This is a genomic window from Streptomyces sp. NPDC050534, assembly GCF_044457745.1.
In the GTDB taxonomy this organism is placed as follows: Bacteria; Actinomycetota; Actinomycetes; order Streptomycetales; family Streptomycetaceae; genus Streptomyces.
Genome location: NZ_JBITHF010000017.1, coordinates 1 through 14,891, shown reverse-complemented (window position 1 = coordinate 14,891; position 14,891 = coordinate 1). Strand labels below are relative to the sequence as shown.

General features: G+C 69.7%; 15 protein-coding genes. 8 read left to right on the top strand and 7 right to left on the bottom strand.

The window, feature by feature from the left end; all coding sequences use genetic code 11:
- The first annotated feature begins 220 nt into the window (after nt 1-220).
- Nucleotides 221-2,731 (top strand): FHA domain-containing protein, encoded by a 2,511-nt coding sequence (locus tag ACIBN2_RS40045; RefSeq protein ID WP_399142201.1) that lies wholly within the window; start codon nt 221-223, stop codon nt 2,729-2,731.
- A 79-nt stretch (nt 2,732-2,810) separates the two neighbouring features.
- Here the strand turns inward: ACIBN2_RS40045 and ACIBN2_RS40040 are convergent, their stop codons facing one another.
- The 3 genes from ACIBN2_RS40040 to ACIBN2_RS40030 all read right to left on the bottom strand — a co-directional run bounded on the left by ACIBN2_RS40040 (nt 2,811) and on the right by ACIBN2_RS40030 (nt 5,660).
- Nucleotides 2,811-3,581 carry a transglycosylase SLT domain-containing protein gene (locus tag ACIBN2_RS40040; protein ID WP_399142199.1) on the bottom strand — a complete coding sequence of 257 codons (771 nt, stop codon included), beginning with the start codon at nt 3,579-3,581 and terminating at the stop codon, nt 2,811-2,813.
- Nucleotides 3,582-3,879: 298 nt separating this feature from the next.
- Nucleotides 3,880-4,965 (bottom strand): S-adenosylmethionine:tRNA ribosyltransferase-isomerase, encoded by a 1,086-nt coding sequence (locus tag ACIBN2_RS40035; protein WP_399142197.1) that lies wholly within the window; start codon nt 4,963-4,965, stop codon nt 3,880-3,882.
- Nucleotides 4,962-5,660 (bottom strand): SDR family NAD(P)-dependent oxidoreductase, encoded by a 699-nt coding sequence (locus ACIBN2_RS40030; protein WP_399142195.1) that lies wholly within the window; start codon nt 5,658-5,660, stop codon nt 4,962-4,964. Before ACIBN2_RS40030 ends, ACIBN2_RS40035 begins: the two co-directional genes overlap by 4 nt.
- Before the next feature lie 225 nt (nt 5,661-5,885).
- On the opposite strand from ACIBN2_RS40030, the gene ACIBN2_RS40025 reads away from it, so the two are divergent.
- From ACIBN2_RS40025 to chpE, 3 genes are all read left to right on the top strand, one after another.
- On the top strand, nt 5,886-7,031 hold the full coding sequence (locus ACIBN2_RS40025; RefSeq protein ID WP_399142193.1) for a GAF domain-containing sensor histidine kinase: 1,146 nt from the start codon (nt 5,886-5,888) through the stop codon (nt 7,029-7,031).
- Complete coding sequence (locus ACIBN2_RS40020) at nt 7,024-7,665, top strand: response regulator (protein ID WP_399142191.1); 642 nt, start codon at nt 7,024-7,026, stop codon at nt 7,663-7,665. Before ACIBN2_RS40025 ends, ACIBN2_RS40020 begins: the two co-directional genes overlap by 8 nt.
- A 173-nt stretch (nt 7,666-7,838) precedes the next feature.
- Nucleotides 7,839-8,081, top strand: a complete 243-nt coding sequence (gene chpE / locus ACIBN2_RS40015; RefSeq protein ID WP_399142190.1) for a chaplin ChpE — start codon at nt 7,839-7,841, stop codon at nt 8,079-8,081.
- A 217-nt stretch (nt 8,082-8,298) separates the two neighbouring features.
- On the opposite strand, the gene ACIBN2_RS40010 is transcribed toward chpE, so the two are convergent.
- Nucleotides 8,299-9,087, bottom strand: a complete 789-nt coding sequence (locus ACIBN2_RS40010; RefSeq protein WP_399142188.1) for a hypothetical protein — start codon at nt 9,085-9,087, stop codon at nt 8,299-8,301.
- Between the two features lie 139 nt (nt 9,088-9,226).
- On the opposite strand from ACIBN2_RS40010, the gene ACIBN2_RS40005 reads away from it, so the two are divergent.
- The 3 genes from ACIBN2_RS40005 (at nt 9,227) to ACIBN2_RS39995 (ending at nt 11,630) form a co-directional block, all read left to right on the top strand.
- Complete coding sequence (locus tag ACIBN2_RS40005; RefSeq protein WP_393867939.1) at nt 9,227-10,024, top strand: ABC transporter ATP-binding protein; 798 nt, start codon at nt 9,227-9,229, stop codon at nt 10,022-10,024.
- 94 nt (nt 10,025-10,118) lie between these two features.
- Nucleotides 10,119-10,550, top strand: a complete 432-nt coding sequence (locus tag ACIBN2_RS40000; protein WP_399142185.1) for an NfeD family protein — start codon at nt 10,119-10,121, stop codon at nt 10,548-10,550.
- A 132-nt stretch (nt 10,551-10,682) separates the two neighbouring features.
- Nucleotides 10,683-11,630, top strand: a complete 948-nt coding sequence (locus ACIBN2_RS39995) for an SPFH domain-containing protein (protein ID WP_399142183.1) — start codon at nt 10,683-10,685, stop codon at nt 11,628-11,630.
- A 122-nt stretch (nt 11,631-11,752) separates the two neighbouring features.
- On the opposite strand, the gene ACIBN2_RS39990 is transcribed toward ACIBN2_RS39995, so the two are convergent.
- The 3 genes from ACIBN2_RS39990 to ACIBN2_RS39980 form a co-directional block, all read right to left on the bottom strand.
- Entirely contained in the window at nt 11,753-12,259 is a 507-nt protein-coding gene (locus ACIBN2_RS39990) for an HNH endonuclease (RefSeq protein ID WP_399142181.1), read from the bottom strand.
- A gap of 144 nt (nt 12,260-12,403) precedes the next feature.
- Nucleotides 12,404-12,943, bottom strand: coding sequence for a YbhB/YbcL family Raf kinase inhibitor-like protein (locus ACIBN2_RS39985; RefSeq protein WP_399142179.1), 540 nt, complete (start codon nt 12,941-12,943; stop codon nt 12,404-12,406).
- 42 nt (nt 12,944-12,985) lie between these two features.
- Nucleotides 12,986-13,768 carry a sporulation protein gene (locus tag ACIBN2_RS39980; protein ID WP_399142177.1) on the bottom strand — a complete coding sequence of 261 codons (783 nt, stop codon included), beginning with the start codon at nt 13,766-13,768 and terminating at the stop codon, nt 12,986-12,988.
- Between the two features lie 138 nt (nt 13,769-13,906).
- Here ACIBN2_RS39980 and ACIBN2_RS39975 point away from each other — a divergent pair, with 138 nt between their 5' ends.
- Nucleotides 13,907-14,548 (top strand): DNA-3-methyladenine glycosylase, encoded by a 642-nt coding sequence (locus ACIBN2_RS39975; protein WP_399142175.1) that lies wholly within the window; start codon nt 13,907-13,909, stop codon nt 14,546-14,548.
- Nucleotides 14,549-14,891: the final 343 nt, after the last annotated feature.

Sequence of the window (14,891 nt, the reverse complement as noted above, 5' to 3'; positions counted from 1 at the left end):
ACACGGCACGGCCACCGCGCCTGTCCCCCCTCGCGTGGATTACCACTCTCCGGGTCGGTTTCAACCCCGTCAACGGAACCATCCGATGCGCACCCGCGTGGTCTTCACAAGGCCCGACTTTCGGTCAGGGGGCCGAGCCTGAAATAGTTCCCGACGATGTTCGACATCCCTAGACTCCCTGTGATGGGGGCAACTCGGGGGACTACTCATGGGGCATGGAGTGCCTGAACTCGTACTGGAATTGAATGGACGTACCTGGACGCTCGATCCGTCCAGGCCGTACGCCCTCGGACGCGATCCGCAGGGCGACATCGTGATCGACGACGCCAGGGTGTCCTGGCGTCACGCCACGATCAGCTGGAACGGCCGCAGTTGGGTCATCGACGACCACGGCAGCACCAATGGCACGTTCGTGCAGGGGCAGCGGATCCATCAGATGGAGATCGGGCCGGGCGCCGCCGTGCACCTCGGCAACGCGACCGACGGCCCTCTGGTGACCGCGACCGGGGCGGCGGCCGCCGTCGCCCAGCCCCAGCAGCCGTACGCCGCCCAGGGCGCGGGTCCCGGCTGGGCGCAGCAGTCGCCGCCTCAGCAGCAGGCCCCGCAGACCGGCTGGCCGCAGCAGCCCGCATCCCAGCAGGCCGCGGCGCACGTACCGGCGCAGCAGGGTCCCGGTGACGGCGCGGGGGCGCCGCCGGTCTACGGCGACCGCAGCCCGACCACCTTCCACCAGTTCTCCCTCGGCCGCGTCATGCGCATCGGCCGTGCCCTGGAGAACGAACTGGTCGTCTCGGACCTGCAGGTCTCCCGCCACCACGCCGAGTTCCACGCGACGCCCGACGGCCGCTTCGAGATCCGCGACCTGGGCTCGCACAACGGCACCTACGTCAACGGCCAGCCGATCGCCAAGGGCGGCTCGCAGCTCCTCGGTCCGAACGACATCGTCGGCGTCGGCCACTCCACCTTCCGCCTGGTCGGCGACCGGCTCGAGGAGTTCGTCGACACCGGTGAGGTCTCCTTCTCGGCCCGCCATCTGACCGTCACGGTCGACGGCGGCAAGCAGATCCTGAAGGACGTCTCCTTCGGCGTCCCGGAGAAGTCGCTGATCGCGGTCATCGGCCCGTCCGGCTCCGGAAAGTCGACCCTGCTCAAGGCGCTCACCGGCTACCGGCCCGCCAACCAGGGCGACGTCCTCTACGACAACCGGAACCTCTACAAGCAGTTCGCCGAGCTGCGCCAGCGCATCGGCCTGGTCCCGCAGGACGACATCCTGCACAAGGAACTGACCGTCAAGAAGGCCCTCAAGTACGCGGCCAAGCTCCGCTTCCCGGCCGACACCACGGGCGCCGAGCGCGAGGCCCGGATCGACGAGGTGCTGCGCGAGCTGAAGCTGGACATCCACAAGGAGAAGAAGGTCACCTCCCTCTCCGGCGGCCAGCGCAAGCGTGTCTCGGTGGCCCTGGAGCTGCTCACCAAGCCGTCCCTGATCTTCCTGGACGAGCCCACGTCGGGCCTCGACCCGGGCATGGACCGCGACGTCATGCAGCTGCTGCGCGGCCTCGCCGACGACGGCCGCACGGTCCTCGTCGTCACCCACTCCGTGGCCGAGCTGGCGATCTGCGACAAGCTCCTGGTGATGGCGCCGGGCGGCTCGGTGGCCTACTTCGGCCCGCCGGAGGAGGCGCTGAACTTCTTCGGCTACGACACCTGGGCCGACGTCTTCTCCGCCTTCGAGAACTACCGCGACTACGACTGGGCGGGCCGCTGGAAGGGCTCGCAGCACTACCAGATGTACGCCGCGGACATCGACGCCGTTGCGCCGCAGTCCGTACAGATGCCGCCGATGCAGGCGATGAAGCCGCCGAAGCCGCAGGGCTGGATGTCGCAGTGGGTCACGCTGGTGCGCCGCTACGTCTCGGTCATCGCCTCCGACAAGGGCTTCCTGGCGCTGACGGTGATCCTGCCGCTCGTCCTCGGCGCGGTGAGCCTGCTCATCGACTCCGGCAAGGGCCTGCTGCCGAACCCGATGATCAACCGGGCCACCGGCCAGCCCGTCCCGAACGGCACGGCCACCACGGTCCTGCTGATCCTCGCGGTCGGCGCCTGCTTCGCCGGCGCCGCGAACTCCGTCCGTGAGCTGATCAAGGAACGGGTCATCTACGAGCGCGAACGCGCGACCGGCCTGTCCCGCTCGGCCTACCTGATGTCCAAGGTCTTCGTGCTCGGTGTGGTCACCGCGGTGCAGGGCCTGATGGTCGGCGTCATCGGCTTCGCCAGCCGCGACATCCCCAAGGAGGGGCTCGTCCTCGGCAACGCCACGCTGCTCGAGCTCACCCTGCCGATCATGGGCCTGGGCTTCACCTCGATGATGTTCGGCCTGGTCATGTCCGCACTGGTGAAGACGGCCGAGAAGACCATGCCGCTGCTGGTCATGTTCGCGATCATCCAGGTCGTGTTCACCGGCTGCCTGTTCGCGCTGAACGGCTCGATCGGCGCCAACCAGATCTCGTACCTGATGCCGTCCCGCTGGGCGGTCGCCGCGGCCGGCGCCACGCTGGACTTCAACAAGATCAGCCCGCCGGGCAAGGGCAAGAGCAACGACCCGCTGTGGGAGCACACGGTCGGCGCCTGGGGCATGGACATGCTCGCCCTGATCGTCCTGGGTGTCATCTGCGGCTTCTTCGTGGCCCGCTTCCTGCGCCGCCACGAGCCGGAGGTCATGCGCAAGTAACCGCGCACCCATGTCTGAGGGCGGCACCCGTCAGGGGGTGCCGCCCTCAGGCGTTCACGTGAAGAGGTCCGCGCCGACCTCAGTACGCGCTGTTGACGTTGTCGATCGAGCCGTACTTGTCGGCCGCGTAGTTGGCGGCGGCGGTGATGTTGGCGACCGGGTCGTAGATGTTCCAGGCCGTGCCGGCCACGTGGTACGCGGTGAAGGTCGGCGGGATCACCTGGAGCAGACCCTTGGACGGGATGCCGTTGATGGCGTTGATGTCCCAGCCGTTGATCGCGTTCGGGTTGCCCGAGGACTCACGCATGATGTTCCGGTACAGGCCGTTGTAGCTGCCCGGGATGCCCTTCTTGTGCATGATGTCCAGGGAGTGGTTGATCCAGCCGTTGAGGTTGTTCGCGTACAGCTTCGGCGCGGCCTTCTTGATCGTGGGCCGGTGGGCGGACCGGCTCGCGGCCGCCTTGGCCTTGCGCGCGGCCTCTGCCTTCCTGGCGGCGGCAGCGGCGGCCGCCTTCTTCTTCGCCAGGGCCTTCTTCGCGGCGGCCTCGGTGGCCGCCTTCTTCTTGGCTGCGGCCTTCTTGGCTGCGGCCTGCTTCGCGGCGGCCTCGGCCTTCAGGTGCTGGCCGGCGAGCTGGTCGGTGACGCTGGCCTTGACGTCCTTGATGGGCTTGTTGCTGTACTCCACCTTGGCCGTGGAGACGGCGGCCTCGTTCGTGGTCGTGTCGGCGCTGCTGGGGACCGCGGAGAACGCGATGGCGGCGGCACCGAGGGAGGCGACACCGGCTATCGCGATCTTCTGGTGGCGGTTGAGCGAGCGACTGAGTCGGCGAATCTGGATGTTCTTGGGCATTGCAGACGAACCTCTTCGAATAGCGCGGAGGTCGCTCTACGCCGACGGGGGGCATGGGCCCTTCCCGCACAAAAGCCGCGGTGCGAAACCGCGGCGCTGAGCGACGGAAGCAATTCTTAGCGGCCGCAAAATGCCGAGGCAAAGGTGTGACGTACGATCCTGGATAGTGGATCGGGGATGGGCAAAACGGGGCAGACTGGACCGTCTGCCCCGCTCAAAAGGGGACGCTGTATCTCCTACCGGGCTTCGTACGTGATCTGGACCCTATGCGCGGGCTCACATCGGAGACGTAACGGTCTCACCGGCAGTTGCTGGCGCAATGCGCTGGGTGAGGGTTCTCCTCCGGCAGGATGAGATGGACGTCCCCGAACTCGTGCCACAGGTAGTGCCCCCGCAGCGCCTCGTCGTAGCTGCGGTCGACCGCGGCCCGTCCGGCGATCGCCTCCAGCATCAGCAGATGGGAGGCCTCCGGCTCGTGCAGCCCGGTCAGCAGCCCGTCCACCACCCGGACCCCGCGCTCCGGGGTGACCACGAGGTCCGTCCACCCCTCACGCGCGCGTACGGCCCCGTCGGGACCGGCGGCCGACTCCACGGCCCGCACGGCGGTCGTCCCGACGGCGACGACCCGGCGGTCACCACCCTTCGCGGCGTTGATCAGCCGCGCCGACGCCTCCGGCACCGAGAACCGTTCCGGATACGGCGGCTCGTGCGCCTCCGTCGACGCCACCCCGGTGTGCAGCGTGACCGGCGCGAACTGCACACCCCGGCTCACCAGCTCCGCGACCAGCCGCGGGGTGAAGGGCCGCGCGGCACTCGGCATCTCCGCACTGCCCGTCCCGTCGGGGGAGGGGAGCGCGAACACCGTCTGGTAGACGGACAGCGGCTGGTCGCGCTCCGTGTACGAGTACCGGATGGGCCGCCCGTGCTCCCGCAGCATCCCGAGCACCTCCGCCCCGGACACGCGTGCCCACCAAAGGCGGTCCGCATGCACGCTCAGCGGCTCCTCCAGAACCAGCCGCACACCTCCGGGCACCCGTACCTCCGTACCCGCGGGCGCTCCCGCACGCGCGCGTGTGGTGCCCTTCCCGTCGGGATCCCGCAGCTCGACCGCCCACCGGCCGTCGTCGCCGCGCGTGGAGAAGTGCACCACCACGCGCGCGTGCCCGACCCGCCCGTCCACCGCGGCGGCCAGCGTGGGCGAGGTGTTCACCACGAGCAGATCCCCGGCCCGCAGCAGCCGCGGCAGCTCCCTGAAGGTGTGGTGCGACACCTCCATGCCCCGCGACACGAGCAGCCGTACGGCGTCCCGCCCGAGCCCGGCCCCGCGCTGCTCGACCGGGACCCGCGCCGACTGCTCCTCCGGCACCTGCACCGCAACCGTCATCGCTGCCCCTCCAGCAGCGCCGGAGCCGTATAGCGGCCGCTCACCGGACGCTCGTCCAGCAGTCTGAGGAAGCCCGGCACCACACTCGCGGGCGCCGGCCGTGGATCCCCGTCGTCCGGTACGGCCGCCGCGTAGAGGTCGGTGGCCATGTCGCCCGGGTCGACCGCCCAGACCCGCAGCCCCGGCTCCTCCGCGCCGAGCACCGCCGCGAGATGGTCGAGGGCCGCCTTCGACGCCCCGTACCCGCCCCACGTCTCGTAGGCCTCGGCCGCCGCGTCCGAGCTGATCGCGATCACCGTGCCCGCCCCGGACGCCCGCAGCAGCGGCAGCGCCTCCTGGACCAGGCCCAGCGCGGCCACCACGTTCACCTCCAGCGCCCGCCGCAGCCCGTCCGGATCGAGCGCCTCCAGCCGTACGAGCGGCTCGGCGCCCAGCGCGCTCGCGTTGCTCACCAGCAGATCGAGCCCGCCCAGCTTCCAGGCGGCCGCCACCAGCGCGGCCCGATGACCGGCGTCGGTGACGTCCCCGGGCAGGGCCGTCACGCGCGTGCCGTACGCCTCGAGCCGCCCCGCCGTCTCCTGGAGCACCGCGGGCGTCCTGGCGTCGAGCACCAGATCCCAGCCGCGCGCGGCCAGCGCCTCGGCGAGCGCCCGCCCCAGCCCCTTCGAGGCCCCCGTGATGATCGCTACCGGCATGACATGTCCCCTCGTCCCACCCGCCGGTCGATCGGCGGTGACCTCAACGTAGGAACAGCGCCGCCCTCCCCGCCTCGGACGCGGGCCGCAAAATGCCGGGGCCCTTCGCCCTACGCCGCCGGTCCGGGGCCCCGGGCCTAGTCCACCGGACCTAGGCCCAGCGGCGCAGTCCGCGCCTCCACAGGTCCGATCCGCGCTGTCACAGCCCGCCGGTACCTTGAGGACATGAGTCAAGGACCCCGGTCGGGCCTGGCCGCGGTGAGTTCCGCGCTGCTGGCCATGAGCAGGCATCTCGAGGTGCGCGACGTCCTCAAGACGATCGTCGCCTCGGCCCGCGAGCTGCTCGGCGCGCAGTACGCCGCGCTCGGGGTCCCCGACGACCACGGCGGCTTCGCCCAGTTCGTGGTGGACGGCGTCAGCGACGCCCAGTGGAAGGCCATCGGCCCGCTCCCGCGCCAGCACGGCATCCTCGCCTCGATGCTCCGGGAGGCGAAGATCGAGCGCCTCGCCGACGTCCGCAAGGACCCCCGCTTCGAGGGCTGGCCCTCCGCCCACCCCGACATGTCCGACTTCCTGGGCCTGCCCGTCAAGGACGGCGACGAGGTCATCGGTGCGCTCTTCCTCGCCAACAAGGACTGCCCCAAGCCGGAGGGCGGCTGCGGGTTCACCGAGGACGACGCGGACCTGCTGGGGATCCTCGCCCAGCACGCGGCGATCGCCCTCACCAACGCCCGCCTGTACGAGCGCAGCCGAGAGCTGACGATCGCCGAGGAGCGCTCCCGCCTCGCCCACGAACTGCACGACGCGGTCAGCCAGAAGCTCTTCTCCCTGCGCCTGACCGCCCAGGCCGCCGCCGCCCTCGTCGACCGCGACCCGTCCCGCGCCAAGGGCGAGCTCCAGCAGGTCGCCGTGCTCGCCGCCGAGGCCGCGGACGAACTGCGCGCCGCCGTCGTGGAGTTGCGCCCCGCGGCCCTCGACGAGGACGGCCTCGTCGCCACCCTGCGCACCCAGATCCAGGTCCTCGACCGCGCCCACACCGCGCGCGTGACCTTCGGCAGTTGCGGCGTACGGGCCCTGCCCTCCGCCCAGGAGGAAGCCCTCCTGCGCGTCGCCCAGGAGGCCCTGCACAACGCGCTGCGGCACTCCGGCGCGGAGCGCGTGGACGTGACCCTGGCCCGCCGCGGCAGCGCCGCGGTCCTGCGCGTGGCGGACGACGGCAGCGGCTTCGACCCGAAGGCGATACGACGAGCGGGACGCCACCTGGGCCTGGTGTCCATGCGCGACCGCGCGGGCGGGGTCGGCGGCACGCTGACGGTGGAGTCGGCGCCCGGAAAGGGCACCACGATCGAGCTGGAGGTCCCCGGTGGCTGACGCAATCAAGGTGCTGCTCGTCGACGACCACCAGGTGGTCCGCCGCGGCCTGCGCACGTTCCTGGAGGTGCAGGACGACATCGAGGTCGTCGGCGAGGCGGCCGACGGCGCCGAAGGAGTCGCCCGCGCCGAGGAGTTGCGGCCCGACGTCGTCCTGATGGACGTCAAGATGCCGGGCATGGACGGCGTGGACGCCCTGCGCAAGCTCCGCGAGCTGGAGAACCCCGCGCGCGTGCTGATCGTCACCAGCTTCACCGAACAGCGCACGGTGGTCCCGGCCCTGCGCGCGGGCGCCGCAGGCTACGTCTACAAGGACGTGGACCCGGACGCCCTGGCCGGCGCCATCCGCTCCGTCCACGCCGGGCACATCCTGCTTCAACCCGAGGTCGCGGGGGCCCTCCTGTCCCAGGAGGAGGCCAACTCGGGCCAGGGAAGAGGGGGTTCGCTCACCGAGCGGGAGCGCGAGGTCCTCGGCCTGATAGCGGACGGCCGTTCCAACCGCGAGATCGCGCGGGCCCTGGTCCTCTCCGAGAAGACCGTCAAGACCCACGTCTCGAACATCCTCATGAAGCTCGACCTCGCCGACCGCACCCAGGCCGCGCTCTGGGCCGTACGCCACGGCGTGACGGGCTGAGACGCGCCGCGCGCGCCGGTGCTCCCGACGGCAATACGGAGGGTTCCGTTCCGGGCTGAGATTCATACCGTCGTGGGAATGTCCCCCGGATGGCGCATCCTTCGTGGATCTCCGCCGTTCTTCAGTGCGTGCTGCTGCGAACGTCGCGGCAGTCGCTAGGGAGGGCTCAGAAAGTGAAGAACCTGAAGAAGGCAGCGGCCGTGACGATGGTGGCCGGTGGACTGATCGCCGCCGGTGCAGGAATGGCCTCCGCCACCGACGCCCACGCCGACGGCACCGCCGTGGGCTCGCCCGGTGTCATCTCGGGCAACCTCATCCAGGCCCCCGTCCACGTCCCGGTGAACGCGGTGGGCAACAGCGTGAACGTCGTGGGCGTCCTCAACCCCGCCTTCGGCAACCTGGGCGTCAACCGCTGACCCCTTCCACGCACACGCGTGAGCACCGGCCTCCCGGCACCCGGGAGGCCGGTCAGTTTTGGGTGGGACTCTTCAGCCCGGTCCGGGCATCTCAGCCCAGTTCAGCCGTTCCAGCCCGTCCGGCGTTTGAGGACGCGGCTGTCCAGGCCGAAACGGGGGTCCGGGGGCAGAGCCCCCGGACGGCACCACCAGCCCCCGCCCGCAACAGAACGGACGCTCACCGCACCCCCCGCTCCCGCTCCTCCACAACGGAGTTGTACGCCGCGACCTGAGCCCGCCGCCCCACCCGCTCCACCGGCCGCAGGGCCTCCGCCCGCGCCGCCATCTCGGCGGAGCTCACCGCACCCCCGTGCCCGTTCTCCTGCGCGAGCGAGACCAGCAACCCGATCCGCTGCGCCAGCTCCAGCACCCGCACCGCCCGAGGCGGATACCCCGGAGCCAGCACCTCCCGTCCCCGCTCGGCCCGTGCCCGGTACGCGTCGACAGCCGCCTCCGCCACCGGTCCCGACGCGGCGACGTCCAGCCTCGACAGCACCTCCGTGGCATCCCGCAGCGCCTCCGCCAGCTCCCGCTCGGCCTCGCCCAGCGAGGGCACGTCGGCCGGCGGGGCCTCCCGTACCGGCAGACAGTGCCAGACGACCTCGACATGGACATCACCGTCGGGCCCGGCCTCGTACACCTCAGGCACCAGCCCGAGGGCGGCGCCGTGGCAGACGACCGCCTCCTCGGCCTCCATCGCCCGCGCATTGAACTCCGGCGGGCCGCTCAGCCCCAGTGGATGCCCCGGCGCCGGCAGGGCGAGCCGCAGCCCGGTCACCCCGAGGGCGCGCAGCCGCCCGAGCGCGAGAGTGAGCCCGACCGGGCCCGACTCGCCGGGGAGCCCCTCCATCCGGTGCCCGGCGTCGTCCCCGACGATCGAGACCACGGCGTCGTCGGGTGAGACAAGTCCGGCCAAAAGGGCATTTCCCCAAGCCGCAAGGCGTCCTGAACGCGGTTCCGAGAGCATGCCTCCACCCTAAGGACCGGACCGATGGAATGGCCGGGCCGGCCAGTGGCGTAGATTTCGGCGAGGGCAGCGCCCACAACGCGCACGCGACAGCCGAGACGCCGAGACCGGTCACACTGCAAGGGGAGACAACGCGCTCATGAGCGATGTTCTGGAGCTTCAGGACGTATCAGTGGTCCGGGAGGGCCGGGCTCTGGTGGACCAGGTCTCCTGGTCGGTCAAGGAGGGCGAGCGCTGGGTCATCCTCGGTCCGAACGGCGCCGGCAAGACCACCCTCCTCAACGTCGCGTCCAGCTACCTCTACCCCAGCAAGGGCACCGCGACCATCCTCGGCGAGACCCTCGGCAAGCCCGGCACCGACGTCTTCGAGCTGCGCCCGCGCATCGGCATGGCCGGCATCGCCATGGCCGACAAGCTCCCCAAGCGCCAGACCGTCCTGCAGACCGTGCTGACCGCCGCGTACGGCATGACGGCCGGCTGGCAGGAGGAGTACGAGGACGTCGACGAGCAGCGCGCCCGCGCCTTCCTCGACCGCCTCGGCATGACGGAGTACGTGGACCGCAGGTTCGGCACCCTCTCCGAGGGTGAGCGCAAGCGCACCCTCATCGCACGCGCCCTGATGACCGACCCCGAGCTCCTCCTCCTCGACGAGCCGGCCGCCGGCCTCGACCTCGGCGGCCGCGAGGACCTGGTGCGCCGCCTCGGCCGGCTCGCGCGCGACCCGATCGCCCCCTCGATGATCATGGTCACCCACCATGTCGAGGAAATCGCTCCCGGCTTCACCCACGTCCTGATGATCCGTCAGGGCAAGGTCCTCGCCGCCGGCCCCCTCGAGCTCGAACTCACCTCCCGCAACCTCTCCCTCTGCTTCGGCCTCCCGCTCGTCGTCGAACAGATGGGCGACCGCTGGACCGCTCAGGGCCTGCCGCTGTCCTGACTGTGTGAAGTACCCGCGAAAACAAGGGTAAGAAGCCCCTTCCCGCCACATCGCGCCCTGTCCGAGGCGGGACCCGCGGTCCTACCATGACGACGTGAACGACATCGACGCATGGGTGTGGTGGCTCGTCGGCGCGGCTGCGCTCGGAATCCCGCTCGTGGTCACGGCGATGCCGGAGTTCGGCATGCTCGCGGTGGGCGCCGTCGCCGCCGCGGTCATGGCCGGACTCGGCTTCGGCGCCGTGGCCCAGGTGATCTCCTTCGGCGTCGTCTCGCTCGCCTTGATCGCCGTCGTACGGCCCATCGCGGCCCGGCACAGCGCGCAACGCCCCCAACTCGCCACAGGCGTGGAGGCGTTGAAGGGGAAGCAGGCCGTCGTCCTGGAGCGCGTCGACGGTTCCGGAGGCCGGATCAAGCTGGCCGGCGAGATCTGGTCCGCACGTTCGCTCGACGCCGACAGCGCCTACGAGGTGGGCCAGGAAGTCGACGTCGTGGAGATCGAAGGAGCCACCGCGATCGTCATCTGACCTCGCAGGACTCAACTGAACGGAACAGCCCCCGAGTTGTGCGACGGTCTGACAGACTCGACCAGCAAGATCTTCAACAGCCCATAAGATCTTCCGAAAGCGCCGAGGCGGAGAAGGGTACGGGGAACGACGATGGAACCGGTCATCATCGTCCTGATCATTCTGGTGGTGTTGGTCTTCATCGCCCTGATCAGGACGATCCAAGTCATCCCGCAGGCCAGCGCCGCCATCGTCGAGCGCTTCGGCCGCTACACGCGGACCCTCAACGCGGGTCTCAACATCGTCGTCCCGTTCATCGACACGATCCGCAACCGCATCGACCTGCGTGAGCAGGTCGTGCCGTTCCCGCCCCAGCCGGTGATCACCCAGGACAACCTGGTGGTGAACATCGACACGGTCATCTACTACCAGGTGACGGACGCCCGCGCGGCCACCTACGAAGTCGCCAGCTACATCCAGGCGATCGAGCAGCTGACGGTCACCACGCTCCGCAACATCATCGGCGGCATGGACCTGGAGCGGACCCTGACCTCCCGCGAGGAGATCAACGCGGCCCTGCGCGGCGTCCTCGACGAGGCCACCGGCAAGTGGGGCATCCGCGTCAACCGCGTCGAGCTCAAGGCGATCGAACCGCCCACCTCCATCCAGGACTCGATGGAGAAGCAGATGCGCGCCGACCGTGACAAGCGCGCCGCGATCCTCACCGCGGAAGGTACGCGCCAGGCCGCCATCCTCACCGCCGAAGGTGAGAAGCAGTCCCAGATCCTGCGCGCCGAAGGCGAGGCGAAGGCAGCCGCCCTGCGCGCCGAGGGTGAAGCCCAGGCGATCCGCACGGTGTTCGAGTCCATCCACGCCGGCGACCCCGACCAGAAGCTGCTCAGCTACCAGTACCTCCAGATGCTCCCGAAGATCGCCGAGGGCGACGCCAACAAGCTCTGGATCGTCCCCAGCGAGATCGGCGACGCCCTCAAGGGCCTCTCCGGCGCCATGGGCAACTTCGGCCTGGGCGGCGCCCCGAGCGGCGGCGGATCCGGCTCCGACAAGGCGGCGGAACGCCGCGAGAAGCCGTCCATAGACTGAGGCACAACGACAGTGGGGCCCGCCTTCAGCAGGAAGGCGGGCCCAAGTCCCTTCAGGGGCGCGGGGAACTGCGCGACCAGCCACAGAACACCCGCACCCGTCGTACGACCTGCAGCCCTACGTCAGGCGGCGTCCCGTGCAAGCCAAGAAGGCAGCGCCCGGAACTCCTCCGCCCCCAGCGTCAGCAACATCGCATCCTGAGGACTCGGCTCGAACGGCAGCCTCAGCAGCGGCATCCCCGCCTGCTCAGGAGTCCGGTCGGCCTTGCGGTGATTGTCCTCCGCGCACGAGGCGACGGTGTTGAGCCACGAGTCCTGACCACCCCGCGACCGCGGCACCACGTGGTCCACGGTCGTCGCCCGCCGACCGCAGTACGCGCACCGGTGCCGGTCCCTGACCAGCACACCCCGCCTCGACCACGGCGCTTGTCTTCGGAACGGCACCTTCACGTACCTGCACAGCCGGATCACCCGGGGCACGGGTATGTCGACCGCGGCACCGCGCATGCGCAGTTCGGGGTGGGCCTGCTCGACGACAGCCTTGTCCTGCAGCACCAGAACGACGGCTCGGTTCAACGTCACCGTCGACAGCGGCTCGAAGCTCGCGTTCAGCACCAGCGTGTCCCGCATCCAGCCCACCTCCCATGCGCACCGGCCCACCCCCTGGCGGGCTTGGATCAACTCTGGCCGGGCACGCCGAGATGGACAACGCAATAAAAAGTGCCCGCCTCCGATCACTTCCATGACCGGGGGCGGGCAAACGTTCAATGAACGTCAGGCTTCCGCGGGCACTTCGTACTCACCGATCAGCTGGGCACGCGCGATCGCGTGGAACCGCAGATTGAAGCCGACGAAGGCCGGACTGGCGTCCGCGTCCGGGCCGAGCTTCTCCTGATCCACGGCGTACACGGTGAACACATACCGGTGCGGCCCGTCCCCGGGGGGCGGGGCGGCGCCGCCGAAGTCCCTGGACCCGTAGTCGTTACGAGCCTGCACCGCGCCTTCGGGCAGCCCCTCGAACTTGCCGGTGCCCGCGCCGACCGGAAGCTCGGTCACGGAGGCGGGGATGTCGAACAGCACCCAGTGCCAGAATCCGCTGCCCGTAGGGGCGTCGGGGTCGTAGCAGGTCACGGCGAAACTCTTGGTCCCTGCCGGGAAACCTTCCCACCGCAGGTGCGGCGAGGTGTTGCCGGCCGCGTACACCTGAGCGTCCTTGAGCGTGGCGCCCTCCTGGACGTCCTCACTCGTCACCGTGAACGCCGGCACGGGCGGATGGAAGTCGTGGGGGAGCGGCCGCCGCTTGAGCTCGGTCACCTCGGTACCTCCTGATCGATTACGGAATCAGCAGTTCCGAGCCTAGAACCAGTTCCGCTTGCTGCCGACCTCGGACAGCCACTGGTTGAGGTACGCCGCCCAGTCGGTCCCGTGGAAGTCGTGCTGACCCACCTGGAACGACCGGTAGGTGTCGCTGCCCTCGCTGAACAGACCGGGCTTCTTGTCCATCTCCAGGATGACGTCCATGGCGTGCTCGTCGGCCACGAAGCTCAACTCGACCTGGTTGAGGCCCCGGTACTGCGACGGCGGGTAGAACTCGATCTCCTGGTAGAACGGCAGCTTCTGCCGCGTACCCCGGATGTGCCCGCGCTCCATGTCCGCGTTCTTGAAGCGGAAACCCAGCTGGATGAACGCGTCCAGGATCGCCTTCTGCGCCGGCAGCGGGTGCACGTTGATCGGGTCCAGGTCACCGGAGTCGATGGCACGGGCGATCGCCAGCTCGGTGGTCACACCGATGTTCATCCCGCGCAGCGCCTGGCCGTCGATCATGGTGACCGGCGTCTCCCACGGGATCTCGATCCCGAACGGCACGGCGTGCACGGCCCCGGCCTGCAGCTCGAAGGCCCCACCGAGGCGCACCTTAGTGAACTCGATGTTCTGCTTGTACTCCTCGTCGCCGCTCTCGACCTCGACCTTGGCCTGCAGCCCGACGGACAGTCCCTCGATCTCCTGGTTCACGGACCCGCCCTGGATCCGCACCTCCCCCTGGACGACGCCACCCGGAACGACGTTGACCTCGGTCAGTACCGTCTCGACCGAAGCCCCGCCGGCCCCCAGACTCGCGAGCAGCTTCTTGAACGCCATGACTCTCCCTTTACGTATGGATCCTTGATCCCTACAAACGCGATCCGGGTCCGCCCGGTTCCGCGCCCTCACCCTGGCAAGCAGACGAAGCCTTGACCAGCCCTTGGCTCCCACCCGTCTGGACTAGGCTCGGGCCGCATGATCACGCCCCCGGACCGTACGCCACTCCCCAGGGAGTTCTTCGACCGACCTGTCCTGGAAGTCGCCCCGGATCTCCTGGGCCGCATCCTCGTGCGTACGACACCCGACGGTCCGATCGCCCTGCGCCTCACGGAGGTCGAGGCCTACGACGGCCAGAACGACCCCGGCTCCCACGCCTATCGCGGCCCCACAGCCCGCAACGGCGTGATGTTCGGTCCGCCCGGGCACGTGTACGTCTACTTCACCTACGGCATGTGGTTCTGCATGAACCTCGTGTGCGGCCCCGAGGACCGGGCGAGCGCGGTCCTGCTCCGCGCGGGTGAGGTGCTCGAAGGCGCCGAGCAGGCGCGTAAACGTCGACTCTCGGCCCGAAACGACAAAGAACTGGCCAAAGGCCCCGCCCGCCTGGCCACGGCCTTGGGCGTGGACCGCGCCCTGAACGGCACGGACGCATGCGCCCCCGGGGAGACCCCGTTGCGGATCCTGACGGGCACTCCGGTCGCCTCCGACCAGGTACTCAACGGTCCACGCACCGGCGTGGCCGGCGACGGAGCCGTGCACCCGTGGCGCTTCTGGGTCGCCAACGACCCGACGGTGAGCCCTTATCGGGCCCACGTCCCCCGACGCCGCCGAAGTTGACGCACCCTTGCAAGGTGCGTAATGTAGCCCGAGCCGCTTGAACCGGGTACGGCGATCGCCTGCAGCCGGAAGCGGCCAAACCACTACCTACGGTCACCCTCAGCGGGGGCGAATTCGGCATGTCCGCATGCCTGAATTCAATCGCGCGGAACTCGATTATGAGTTGCAGAGGGAATCGGCTAACGTAGTGAATGTCGAAAGGCCCCGCCGACTGGGAATCAGGCCCGAAAGGATCTGATAGAGTCGGAAACACCGAAGGGAAGCGCCCGGAGGAAAGCCCGAGAGGGTGAGTACGAAGGAAGCGTCCGTTCCTTGAGAACTCAACAGCGTGCCAAAAGTCAAC